Here is an 11,232-nt window from a genome sequence, read left to right as displayed (position 1 = left end):
GCGGGGCCGTCACACCGCGGCCCTCGTCTCCGACTCGGCCGCCTTCTCCAGCTGGAACGCCTCGTTGCCGAGCCCGATACGGGCGTGCACCTCCGGCTTGACGGAGCGCAGCACCAGCCCGTACACCAGCCCGCCGATCAGCGCGAGGGCGATGATCCCCGGCAGCACCCAGCTGAGCGCGGAGCCGGGCCCGGACGCGACGAGGATGTCGAAGTCCTTGACGGTGTAGACGGCGATGGTCAGCAGCGCGATGCCCGCGAGCCCGGAGGCCACCAGCCGCGCGGCCTGATGGCGCGCCGCTCCCCGCCGTACGAAGAAGACGATGACGGCGAAGGAGGCCGCGGCCATCAGCACGATGACCCCGAGCGCGCCGATGTTGCCCATCCAGGTGAAGAGGTGGAGCACCGGGGCCGTCGGGTCGCCGGCCGGCTTGTCGTCGGTGAGGGCGAAGGCCAGGATGACGGCGACCGAGACCGCGGACTGGAGCACGGAGCCCGAGGCGGGCGCGCCGCTGGACGTGTGGGTGCGGCCGAAGGCGGCGGGCAGCAGACCCTCGCGGCCCATCGCGAAGGCGTAGCGCGCGACGACATTGTGGAAGCTGAGCAGCGCGGCGAACATACCGGTCACGAACAGGACGTGGAGGACGTCGGTGAAGGTGGCGCCCAGCCGGCTCTCGGTGAGTCCGAAGAGCAGTCCCGGCCCCTGCTCCCGCGCGGCTTCGACGACCGAGCCGGGCCCCGCCGCGACAGTCACGGCCCAGGCGCTGAAGGCCAGGAACAGCGCGGCGTAGCCGACGCCCAGGAACATGACACGGGAGACGACGACGTGCGGCCGGCTCGTCTCCTCGGCGTAGACGGGGGCCTGTTCGAAGCCGACGAAGGCGGCGATGCAGAAGCAGAGCGCGGTCCCGAGTCCCGCGCCGGTGAGGGTGTCGGGGTTGAAGGCGGCCAGGGACACGCCCTCCGTGCCCGGTTCGGCGAGGGACGCGATGTCGAAGATCACGACCAGTGCGCACTCGATGATCAGCAGGACGCCGAGCACCTTGGCGTTGAGGTCGATCTTCAGCCAGCCGAGCAGACCGACGAGCGCGGCGGCGGCGAGCGCCGGGATCCACCAGGCCACGGTCAGGTCGAGATAGGTGGCGAAGAGCCCGGAGACCTCGAAGCCGAGGATCCCGTAGATGCCGACCTGCATGGCGCTGTACGCGACGAGGGCGACGAGCGAGGCACCGGCGCCCGCGGTCGGGCCGAGACCGCGGGCGATGTACGCGTAGAACGCTCCGGCGTTGTGCACATGCCGGCTCATCTCCGCGTACCCGAAGCTGAACAGCACCAGGACGACGCCGAGAATCACGTAGAGCAGGGGCTGGCCGACGATGCCCATGACACCGAAGACCGTCGGCATGACGCCGGCGACGACGAGCATCGGCGCGCTCGCGGCGAGCACGGAGAGCAGCAGGCCCACCGTGCCGAGCCGGCCGGCGCGCAGTGCCCGTTCCTGTCCCTTGTACGTGTTGATCTCGTTGGGTTCGCTGGTGCTCGGTCTGCCCGTCGACATGACAGGGGTGGTCCTTTCGGGATTCGGTGGTGCTTCAGGCGGAGCCGAGCGCGGCGGCGCGCGCGGCGAGGAACGCTGAGCGGGGGTCCCGGTCGGGGTAGGACCAGGGGGCTGCGGTGTGGTGCGGGCCGATCCGCTGGAACAGCGCGGCGGCCTCGGCGAACCGCCCGTCGTGGAACTGCGCGTGGGCGAGGAAGTTGAGGTCGACCCGGGAGCGCGGATGCTCCTCGGCCTCCCACTCCAGCCACCAGTCGAAAGCGACCTTGAGCACCTGCCGGGCGCGGCGTCCGGTCCAGTGGCCGGAGGCCGCGGGGTCGCGCGGCTCGTGTCCCGCCGTGGCGAGGACGCGGTAGCGCTCGGCATGGGCGACCACGGGCAGGATGGCGAGCGGAGAGTCGGCGGGGGCCTGTTCCGCGGCCCAGGCCGCGAAGTCGTACACCTCGTGCAACGGGTCCTGGCCGGCGTCCGGATGGCGCTCCGCGAGCCGTGCCGCCATCAGATGGTGTGCGTGGTGGTGGTCCGGGTGCCGGGTCCTGACCTCGTCGAAGAGCCGTGAGGTCTCGTCCTCCGTGCCGAGCGTACGGGCCAGCAGCAGGAGTCCGAGCCAGGGGGTGGGATCGGCCGGGGCCCGTCGGACGGCTTCGCGGCAGGCGTCCCGCGCGCGCTGTTCCTTCTCTTTGCCGCGCAGTGCGCCGACGACCGTGGCGCAGGCGAGCAGGGTGGCCGCGTCCGCGCTGTCCGGTTCTGCGAGGAGCCAGTCGCGGGTCCAGGCGGCGGCGCCGGAGGCTCGTGCGAGGACGACGACGCGGTGGCCTCGCCGGTCCCAGTCGTCGCCGGTCTCGGCGAGCAGGGTGCGCGCCTCGGACCAGCGGCCCTGGGCCAGTTGGTCGCGTACGGCGCCGAGTCGGGCGTCGTCAAGGGCCGGATCGAAGAACTGGCCGGAGCGGGAGCCCCGTCTTCGCGAGCGGCCCAGGGGTGGTGGCGGAGGCGGGGACATCCGCGGGAATCCTCCAGGGCACATGAACGAGCGTTGATCGCGGACAGCCAAGCGGTAGGTAACGCTTTCCGTCAAGGGGTGTCTTGATGCGAAGTGCGCCAACTGTCCCGCCGTCCCGCACCGTTGGTCCCTCTTTGCGGCCCGCGCCATCCTGCCCGGCGCGCCGTCCGCCGTTACCGGACCGCTTTCGCCGCCGCCCGGCCCGCCGTACGGCCCGAGAAGACGCAGCCGCCGAGGAACGTTCCTTCCAGGGAGCGGTAGCCGTGGACGCCGCCGCCGCCGAAGCCGGCCGCCTCGCCCGCCGCGTAGACACCGGGCAGCGGTGCGCCCGACGAGGTCAGGACGCGGGACGACAGATCGGTCTCCAGGCCGCCGAGCGACTTACGGGTCAGGATGTTCAGCCGTACGGCGATCAGCGGGCCCGCCGCCGGGTCGAGCAGGCGGTGCGGGGCGGCCGTACGGATCAGCTTGTCGCCCAGATACCTGCGGGCGCCCCGGACCGCCATGACCTGGAGGTCCTTGGTGAAGGGGTTGGCGATCTCGCGGTCGCGCGCGGTGATCTCGCGGCGCAGCCCGTCCTCGTCGATCAGCCCGTCCCCGGTGAGGGCGTTCATTCCGCGCACCAGCGCGCCCAGGTCTTTCTCCACCACGAAGTCGGCGCCGTTGTCCATGAACGCCTTCACCGGCCCGGGGACGTCGGCGCGCGCCCGCCCGATCACCCCGCGGACGGACTTCCCCGTCAGATCGGGGTTCTGCTCGGACCCGGAGAGCGCGAACTCCTTGCCGATGATGCGCTGGTCGAGGACGAACCAGGTGTACTCGTATCCGGAGCGCATGATGTGCTCCAGCGTGCCGAGCGTGTCGAAGCCGGGGAAGAGCGGTACGGGCAGCCGCCGGCCGCGCGCGTCCAGCCAGAGCGAGGACGGGCCGGGCAGGATACGGATGCCGTGCCTGGCCCAGATCGGGTTCCAGTTCTGGATGCCCTCGGTGTAGTGCCACATCCGGTCCCGGTTGATGTGCCGGGCGCCCACCGCCTCCGTGATGCCGAGCATCAGTCCGTCGACATGCGCGGGGACGCCGGAGAGCATCGTGCGCGGCGGGGTGCCGAGCCGCTCGGGCCACTGGGCGCGTACCAGCTCGTGATTGCCGCCTATGCCACCCGAAGTGACGATCACCGCCTGCGCCTTGAACGTGAAGGCACCGGTGGCCGTACGGCTGCTCGCGGTGCCGCGCGCGGCCTCGCTCGGCTCCAGGATCTCGCCGTTCACGGTGTCCACCACGCCCGCGGTGGTGGCGAGTCCGGTGACGCGGTGGCGGAAACGGAACGTCACGAGCCCCTTCGCGACCCCCGCGCGCACCCGCCGTTCGAACGGCTCGACCACCCCGGGGCCGGTGCCCCAGGTGATGTGGAAGCGCGGCACGGAATTGCCGTGTCCGGTCGCGTCGTACCCGCCGCGCTCCGCCCAGCCGACCACCGGGAAGAACCGCATGCCCTGCCCGTGCAGCCAGGCCCGCTTCTCGCCCGCCGCGAAGTCGACGTACGCCTCGGCCCACTTGCGCGGCCAGTGGTCGTCCTCGGGGCGGTCGAACCCCGCCGTACCGAGCCAGTCCTGGAGGGCCAGGTCCCGGCTGTCCTTGATCCGCATCCGGCGCTGCTCGGGCGAGTCCACGAGGAACAGACCGCCGAAGGACCAGTGCGCCTGTCCGCCGATCGACCGCTCGGGCTCCTGGTCGAGGACGATGACGGTGCGGCCCGCGTCCACCAGCTCGGCGGCGGCCACCAGGCCCGCGAGTCCCGCCCCGATCACGATCACATCAGCGTCGTACGCCATGACTGCCATCCTTCGCGTGCGGGATCGGTGGGGCCCGGGTGGTCCGATCTTCCGTACGCGCGAGTAACGCGTCAACTGGTTGGATGGTGTTCATGAGCGCTGCTGACGAGATCCTGGACATCGTCGACGAGGACGACAACGTCGTCGGGCGGGCGCCGCGTGGCGAGGTGTACGCGCGGGGCCTGCGTCATCGCGCCGTGTTCGTGCTCGCGCGGGACGCGCGGGACCGGGTCTTCGTCCACCGCAGAACGGCGGTGAAACTGGTCTTCCCTTCGCTGTACGACATGTTCGTGGGCGGTGTCGTCGGCGCGGGCGAGAGCTACGACGACGCGGCGCTGCGGGAGGCCGAGGAGGAGCTGGGTGTGTCGGGGCTGCCCCGGCCCGTACCGCTGTTCACGTTCCTGTACGAGTCCGCCGGCGGGCCCGTGGCCGGGAGCTGGTGGTCGCGGGTGTACGAGGTGCGCTGCACGCTGCCGGTGCGGCCGCAGGCGGCGGAGGTCGCCTGGTACGACTTCCTCCCGGAGCCGGAGCTGGAGCGCCGGGTCGGTCCTGGTCCGGACGGCTGGGAGTGGGCACCGGACGGCCTCGCGGCGTACGAGCGGCTCCGCGCGCTCCGCGCGTAGGGTGCGGCACGTGAACGACTTTCTGCGCGGCCTGCGGCTGTGGTTCGCACCCGGGCGCGTCGCCGAGGAGGGCGAAACCCCCGACTACCGTTTCTCGCTCGCCAACGAGCGCACCTTCCTGGCCTGGATCCGTACGGCGCTCGCACTGGTGGGCGGCGGGTTCGCGGTCGATCAGTTCCTGCCGGACCTGCGCTGGGGCGTGCGGGTCGGGCTCGCGGTGGCGCTGCTCGCGGCGGGCGCGCTGTGCGCGCTGCGCGCGGTGAATCACTGGGTGCGGTGCGAGCGGGCGATGCGGCGCAAGGAGGATCTGCCCGTCTCCGCCTTTCCGACGCTGCTGAGTCTGGCGGTGGGGCTGGTCGCCGTCGCGATGCTCGTCATCGTGGTGCTGGGGTGGGCCGGCTGATGACCGCACCGGCCGGGGGCGCGGGCAGGAGGGACGGAGGCGGGGGCGCGGACGGGGGCGGCGCGCCGGTCAGGGATCCGGGGCTCCAGCCCGAGCGGACCCGGCTGGCCTGGCGGCGTACGACGCTCTCCTGCACGGTGGTCGCCGTGCTCGCGGCCCGGCAGGCGATCCATGGCGGCGCCACGGCGGCCGGACTGGCCGGCGCCGCGCTCAGCGCCCTGGTCTGGCTGGCCTTTCTGGTGGTGGCACACCGCCGCACACTGGCGCTGGCCGCCGCCGCGCCGGGGCCGCTTCCGTCGCGCGCGGCGATCGCCGCGGCGGGCTGCACGATCCTGCTGGCCCTGTTCGCGGTGGGGGTGCTGGCCTGACGGCGGTGCCGGGAGGCATCAAACGGGCACGACGCCACGGCGGCGTCCCCGGGGATGTCGTCAACTGGCAGGATCGCCCCGTCCGTTCACTCGCGAACGGCACGTCCGTTCACTCGTGAACCAAGAGGTCCGATGCCTGCCACCGATCCGTATCTCGTCCGACTGGCACCCGATGTGCATGCCTACGTCCAGCCGGACGGCGGCTGGTGTCTCAACAACGCCGGGTTCGTCAGCGACGGGGAGACGACGCTTCTCATCGACACCGCCGCCACCGAGCACCGCGCGCTGCTGCTGCGGGAGGCGATCCGGACGACCGGCGCCCCCCTTCCCCGGACCCTCGTCAATACGCACTTCCACGGCGATCACACCTACGGCAACGCCCAGTTCGTGCCCGAGGCCACCGTCATCGGCCATGACACCTGTCGCGACGAGCAGTCGGCCGCCGGCCATGAACTCCGGCTGATCTGGCCGGAGACGGACTTCGGCGACATCCCGATCACTCTCCCGGCCGTGACGTACCACGACCGGCTGACCCTCCACGTGGGAGGGACCGTGGCGCGGGTGATCCACCCGGGCGTGGCGCACACCCGGGGCGACTCGATCGTGCACCTGCCGGAACGCGGCATCGTCTTCACCGGCGATCTGGTCTTCCAGGGCGGTACACCGTTCATCCTGGCGGGCTCGCTGCGCGGATCCCTGCGGGCGCTGGATCTGCTGCGCTCGCTCGACGCGAGCGTCGTCGTACCGGGGCACGGTCCGGTCACCGACCCGTCCGTGTTCGACGCGACGGAGGAGTATCTGCGGTACGTGTCCGAGCTGGCTCTGGAGGGCCACACCAAGGGCCTCACCCCGCTGGAGACGGCGCGGACGGCCGATCTCGGGAAGTTCGCCGCGCTGCGGGAGAGCGAGCGGCTGGTGGTCAATCTGCACCGGGCGTACGCCGAGCTGGACGGGCTGCCCGAGGGTTCGCCGCTGGCCCTGGTCGCCGTGGCCACCGACATGGCCACGATGAACGGCGGCGCGATCCCGGCCTGCCACGCCTGACCGGTCCGGCCTGCCATGACCGGCCGGTCCTGGCCCCCGGCACCGGCCGGCCGGGGCCACGCACTGGACGACATACCGACTGGTCGGCATCATGAGTCCTCAGTATCGGTCACGACCGCCCACGGAGGTACGCACGATGAGCCCAGTCCCCCCGCCAGGACTCGATCCCGAGCAGCTGCGCGGCCATCTCGACCGCGCGCTTCCCGGCCTGGTGAGCGGACCGCTCGGCGTACGGCTGATCGAGGGCGGCCGGTCGAATCTGACGTACACCGTCACCGATTCCGCCGATCCGGCCCGCCGCTGGGTGGTCCGCAGGCCCCCGCTCGGTCATGTGCTGGCCACCGCGCACGACATGAGGCGCGAGTACCGCGTGATCGAGGCACTGCACCCGACGGCCGTGCCGGTGCCGGAACCGCTGCTGCTCTGCGAGGACGAGTCCGTGCTCGGCGCCCCCTTCTACGTGATGGAGTACGTGGCGGGCACGCCGTACCGTACGGCCGAACAACTGGCCCCGCTCGGACCCGAGCGCACCCGCGCCGCCGTTCTGGCGCTGGTCGACACGCTCGTCGAGCTGCACGCCGTCGATCCGGCGGCGGTCGGGCTGGGCGACTTCGGCCGCCCCGACGGCTTCCTCGGCCGGCAGCTGCGCCGCTGGGGCACGCAGCTCGACGCCTCCCGCGCCCGTGAGCTGGCCGGTATCGACGAGCTGCACGCGGCCCTCGGCCGGTCGCTGCCCGTCTCCCCCGCGCCCACCGTGGTCCACGGCGACTACCGGCTCGACAATGTCCTGATCGGTGAGGACGACCGGATCAAGGCCGTACTGGACTGGGAGATGTCCACGCTCGGCGATCCGCTCACCGACCTGGGGCTGCTGGTGATGTACAGCGCGCGGCTGGAGCTGACGGGGTCCCCGATCAGTACGACGGCCGGGGCGGCGGGCCATCCCGCGCCCGCCGAGCTGATCGAGCGGTACGCCGCGGGCTCGGGCCGGGACACCTCGGCGATCTCCTGGTACACGGCGTTCGCCTGGTTCAAGCTCGCCGTGATCCTGGAGGGCATCCACTACCGCTACACCCTGGGACAGACCGTGGGACCCGGCTTCGACCGGATCGGCGCTCTCGTACCCGTCTTCATCCGGCACGGCCTCACCACCCTCCAGGAAGGCTGAGTACCCCTCATGGACTTCGCATTCGACGCCCGCACCGAAGAGCTGCGGGCCAGGCTGCTCGCCTTCATGGACGCGTATGTCCTGCCCGCCGAGGCGGTGGCGGAGGAGCAGCGGTCCCTGCTGGCCGATCCCTGGGACACCCCGGCGGTCGTCGAGGACCTCAAGGCGGAGGCGCGCGCCCAGGGCCTGTGGAATCTCTTCTTCGTGGACGAGCACGGCGCGCCGGGCACGGAGTACGGCGCCGGGCTGACCAATCTCCAGTACGCGCCGCTCGCCGAGATCACCGGACGCTCCCCGCAGCTGGCCCCCACCGCGCTGAACTGCGCCGCGCCCGACACCGGGAACATGGAGGTGCTCGCCCAGTTCGGCACCCCCGAACAGCGGAAACAGTGGCTGGAGCCGCTGCTCGCGGGCGAGATCCGGTCGGCGTTCGCCATGACCGAACCCGACGTGGCCTCGTCGGACGCGACGAACATCCAGACGCTGATCCGGCGGGACGGCGACGACTACGTCATCAACGGCCGCAAGTGGTACATCTCCGGGGCGATGAACCCGGACTGCGCGATCTTCATCGTGATGGGCAAGACCGACCCGGACGGCGAGGACATCCGCCGCCAGCAGTCGATGATCCTGGTCCCGCGCGACACCCCGGGGCTCGAAGTCCGCCGCGCCATGCGGGTGTACGGGTACGAGGACCACTACCACGGCGGCCATGCCGAGGTGGTGTTCGACAACGTGCGGGTGCCCGCCTCGCATCTCGTCGGCGAGGAGGGCGGCGGTTTCGCGATCGCGCAGGCCCGGCTCGGCCCCGGCCGGATCCACCACTGCATGCGGCTGATCGGGATGGCCGAGCGGGCGATCGAGCTGATGTGCCGCAGGGCCGTGTCCCGTACGGCGTTCGGAAAGCCGATCGCCCAGCAGGGCGTCGTCCAGAACTGGATCGCGGACGCCCGGGTGACGGTCGAGCAGCTGCGGCTGCTCGTACTCAAGACGGCCTGGCTGATGGACACGGTCGGCAACCGGGGCGCGCACACCGAGATCCAGGCCATCAAGATCGCCACCCCGCGCGCGGTCGTCGGCATCATCGACTCGGCCGTCCAGCTGCATGGCGCGGGCGGGGTCAGCCAGGACTTCCCGCTGGCCGAACTGTGGGCCGCGGCGCGGACCTTGCGGCTGGCGGACGGTCCCGACGAGGTGCATCAGCGGTCGCTGGCACGGCGGGAGCTGAAGAAGTACCTCTGAGCCCGCCGAGGCGCCCGGGACAGGACCTGGACGAGTGCGTCCGGCGCGGGCCCGAGGGTCTCGGGACCCTCAGGACCTCAGGACCTCGGAACCCTCAGGACTCTCAGGGGTCCGGCGACGGTGGGGGGAGCAGGCCGAGGGACTGGGCGCGCATGACAGCGGAGAGCCGGTCGCAGGTGCCCAGCCTGCGGTAGATCCCCTCGATGTGTTTGTGGACGGTGCGCGGCGAGATGTGCAGCCGGCGGGCGATCGCCGTGGCGGGCATGGCCTGCGCGAGCAGGGTGAGGACGGTGAGCTGACGCGGCGTGAGCCCCGCCTCCGCCGCCCGCTCGACCGGGTCGGTGACGGAGGCGACACGGGACGGGGCGCGGCAGGAGGGAGCGGCGCGGGTGGCGGCGGCGCGCCAGCGCGCGAGGGCGCTGTAGTGGCAGTCGATGCTGACCAGAAGGGGCTGGACGCGGCGGGCGTACGCCAGCTCCTCGGCCGTGAAGTCGTCCTGCGCGTGGTGCAGTACGAAGCCCCTGGCGACCCCGGCAGGGGCGGGCAGCGGAATCCCGAGCATATGGGCGCCGAGGGTCTGCCGGGCCAGGCGGTGGCTCCGGCTGCGCAGCCAGGAGCGCTCCCCCATGATCTGGCTCGCGGACAGCGGGGTGTGGTCGCGGGCGGAGGTGTAGTGGGCCACGAGGGGGTTGTCCGCGCGGAGCTGGCGGGTGGTCAGTCCGTCCAGATAGTCCTGCGTAAGCGCGTGCGCGGACTTCCACGCCACCACACGGCCGGTCCGCTTCGCGTAGCTGGCCTGGGAGAGCGAGACGGCCGACGCGTGCATGCCCCGGGCCAGTTCGGCGAGGACCGAGGACCAGGCGGGCTCCGGGTCCGGGTGTTCCAGAACCGCGACGGCCAGACCGAGCATATGGGCGTAGTCACGCCACAGGACAGACCCCATCGACACCCCCGCACCCCCGACGGCCGGTGATGGCCGTACGCACCGATACCGATACTCTCCGTGTTCATACTGCCGTATCCGCCGCCCGATGGGTAGATCGGTCGAGGGTGGACCGGCGTCACAACAGCGGGCTCCCGGGGACTCGCGCACAGCCGCCGCCCCGGGAGCCCTGGGCCGAGGGGGGTGCCCGCCGGTGGAGATGCCGCGGCCACGGCAACTCCACCGGCGCCCTCCGGCCCGTCACGCCTTCGGGCCGTCGCTCCGTCCGGCCTTCACGCCACGGGAGCCACCGGCCGTCAGGCCGTCAGCAGGGCACGACGTAGAAGACCCCCGTCCAGGTGGCCGTGCCGGTCTGGGGCGCCCTGGAGGTCCAGCGGATGCTGCGGTCGGAGTTCAGGAACCTCGCGGTGGTGCCGCGGGTCTGGTTGTTGTTGAACGTGCCGTCCCCGACCCAGGGGAGGCTGTACGTCCCGCACCGGTAGTAGTCACGTGAGTCGCCGGGCCTGTAGAGACAGAGGTGTCCGTACGCGCAGGCGGCGGGCGCCCGGCCGCTCGCTCCCGGCCCGGCCAGGTCGCGGGCGTACCGCTGGCCGGGAGCGGCGACGACGAGGTCGCCGCCCCGGGTCGCGATCCTGTTGGCGGAGACCTGCCTGCTGCCCGGCTCTTCGGCCAGATAGCCGTCGACCCGGCCCTGGAGCTCGCCCGCCTGGGCGGGTGTCAGCCCGGCCCGTTGCGTCTGTGCGGCGAACGGCGTCTGTGCGGTGACCGCCTGACGGCCGCCGTCCTGAGCGGTGTGCGCCCCTGCGGTCGGGGCCGTCATCAGTCCGGCCGCGAGCGCGCCGGCGGCGAAGACGCCGACCGTGGCCCTCAGCATGAACGTGCGGATCTTGTTCATTGATCCCCCTGAGTCAGGTACGAGTGGTCAGGTACGCGGAATGCTTCACGTTCCGTAGACCGAACGACACTCATAGTGACCAGGGTGCGGATCGCCCGCAATGCGTACAAGTACGTATGGGGGTGCAACCACCGCCGGTGCGGGGGGAGTTGGGCGGGGA

11 protein-coding genes are annotated in these 11,232 nt (G+C 71.9%); 6 read left to right on the top strand and 5 right to left on the bottom strand.

Annotated elements, in window-relative coordinates; genetic code table 11:
• Positions 1-9: 9 nt before the first annotated feature.
• From CU044_RS33780 to CU044_RS33770, 3 genes are all read right to left on the bottom strand, one after another.
• A complete protein-coding gene (locus CU044_RS33780) occupies positions 10-1,557 on the bottom strand; it encodes an APC family permease (protein WP_129772567.1) in 1,548 nt (515 codons plus the stop codon).
• Positions 1,558-1,591: 34 nt separating this feature from the next.
• Positions 1,592-2,554, bottom strand: a complete 963-nt coding sequence (locus CU044_RS33775) for a hypothetical protein (protein ID WP_129772566.1) — start codon at positions 2,552-2,554, stop codon at positions 1,592-1,594.
• 173 nt (positions 2,555-2,727) lie between these two features.
• The gene (locus CU044_RS33770; protein WP_129772565.1) at positions 2,728-4,386 is read right to left on the bottom strand and encodes an FAD-binding dehydrogenase; all 1,659 of its coding nucleotides are present in this window, start codon (positions 4,384-4,386) and stop codon (positions 2,728-2,730) included.
• A 92-nt stretch (positions 4,387-4,478) separates the two neighbouring features.
• Here CU044_RS33770 and CU044_RS33765 point away from each other — a divergent pair, with 92 nt between their 5' ends.
• The 6 genes from CU044_RS33765 to CU044_RS33740 all read left to right on the top strand — a co-directional run bounded on the left by CU044_RS33765 (position 4,479) and on the right by CU044_RS33740 (position 9,234).
• Positions 4,479-5,009: an NUDIX domain-containing protein gene (locus tag CU044_RS33765; RefSeq protein WP_129772564.1), complete on the top strand. Its 531-nt coding sequence runs from the start codon at positions 4,479-4,481 to the stop codon at positions 5,007-5,009.
• Between the two features lie 10 nt (positions 5,010-5,019).
• Complete coding sequence (locus CU044_RS33760; protein ID WP_129772563.1) at positions 5,020-5,412, top strand: DUF202 domain-containing protein; 393 nt, start codon at positions 5,020-5,022, stop codon at positions 5,410-5,412.
• Positions 5,412-5,780: a DUF202 domain-containing protein gene (locus CU044_RS33755; RefSeq protein WP_129772562.1), complete on the top strand. Its 369-nt coding sequence runs from the start codon at positions 5,412-5,414 to the stop codon at positions 5,778-5,780. The genes CU044_RS33760 and CU044_RS33755 overlap by 1 nt, the downstream gene beginning before the upstream one ends.
• 132 nt (positions 5,781-5,912) lie before the next feature.
• Complete coding sequence (locus CU044_RS33750; protein WP_129772561.1) at positions 5,913-6,824, top strand: MBL fold metallo-hydrolase; 912 nt, start codon at positions 5,913-5,915, stop codon at positions 6,822-6,824.
• A 136-nt stretch (positions 6,825-6,960) separates the two neighbouring features.
• Complete coding sequence (locus CU044_RS33745; RefSeq protein WP_129772560.1) at positions 6,961-7,992, top strand: phosphotransferase family protein; 1,032 nt, start codon at positions 6,961-6,963, stop codon at positions 7,990-7,992.
• A 9-nt stretch (positions 7,993-8,001) separates the two neighbouring features.
• Positions 8,002-9,234 carry an acyl-CoA dehydrogenase family protein gene (locus CU044_RS33740; protein WP_129772559.1) on the top strand — a complete coding sequence of 411 codons (1,233 nt, stop codon included), beginning with the start codon at positions 8,002-8,004 and terminating at the stop codon, positions 9,232-9,234.
• 103 nt (positions 9,235-9,337) lie between these two features.
• Here CU044_RS33740 and CU044_RS33735 read toward each other — a convergent pair whose 3' ends face one another.
• Entirely contained in the window at positions 9,338-10,177 is an 840-nt protein-coding gene (locus CU044_RS33735) for a LuxR C-terminal-related transcriptional regulator (RefSeq protein ID WP_129772558.1), read from the bottom strand.
• A gap of 304 nt (positions 10,178-10,481) precedes the next feature.
• Positions 10,482-11,072, bottom strand: coding sequence for a hypothetical protein (locus tag CU044_RS33730; RefSeq protein WP_129772557.1), 591 nt, complete (start codon positions 11,070-11,072; stop codon positions 10,482-10,484).
• Positions 11,073-11,232 lie beyond the last annotated feature (160 nt).

This window comes from Streptomyces sp. L-9-10 (assembly GCF_004151105.1).
Classification (GTDB): domain Bacteria; phylum Actinomycetota; class Actinomycetes; order Streptomycetales; family Streptomycetaceae; genus Streptomyces.
The sequence above is the reverse complement of the archived record's forward strand: the minus strand, read 5'-3'. Positions and strand labels throughout refer to the sequence as shown.

What these genes read in the sequence shown, in the direction of transcription:
- CU044_RS33780 (WP_129772567.1), bottom strand. Translation starts at nt 1,557, where the DNA reads ATGTCGACGGGCAGACCGAGCACCAGCGAACCCAACGAGATCAACACG.
- CU044_RS33765 (WP_129772564.1), top strand. Translation starts at nt 4,479, where the DNA reads ATGAGCGCTGCTGACGAGATCCTGGACATCGTCGACGAGGACGACAAC.
- CU044_RS33740 (WP_129772559.1), top strand. Translation starts at nt 8,002, where the DNA reads ATGGACTTCGCATTCGACGCCCGCACCGAAGAGCTGCGGGCCAGGCTG.
- CU044_RS33775 (WP_129772566.1), bottom strand. Translation starts at nt 2,554, where the DNA reads ATGTCCCCGCCTCCGCCACCACCCCTGGGCCGCTCGCGAAGACGGGGC.
- CU044_RS33735 (WP_129772558.1), bottom strand. Translation starts at nt 10,177, where the DNA reads ATGGGGTCTGTCCTGTGGCGTGACTACGCCCATATGCTCGGTCTGGCC.
- CU044_RS33770 (WP_129772565.1), bottom strand. Translation starts at nt 4,386, where the DNA reads ATGGCGTACGACGCTGATGTGATCGTGATCGGGGCGGGACTCGCGGGC.
- CU044_RS33745 (WP_129772560.1), top strand. Translation starts at nt 6,961, where the DNA reads ATGAGCCCAGTCCCCCCGCCAGGACTCGATCCCGAGCAGCTGCGCGGC.
- CU044_RS33750 (WP_129772561.1), top strand. Translation starts at nt 5,913, where the DNA reads ATGCCTGCCACCGATCCGTATCTCGTCCGACTGGCACCCGATGTGCAT.
- CU044_RS33730 (WP_129772557.1), bottom strand. Translation starts at nt 11,072, where the DNA reads ATGAACAAGATCCGCACGTTCATGCTGAGGGCCACGGTCGGCGTCTTC.
- CU044_RS33755 (WP_129772562.1), top strand. Translation starts at nt 5,412, where the DNA reads ATGACCGCACCGGCCGGGGGCGCGGGCAGGAGGGACGGAGGCGGGGGC.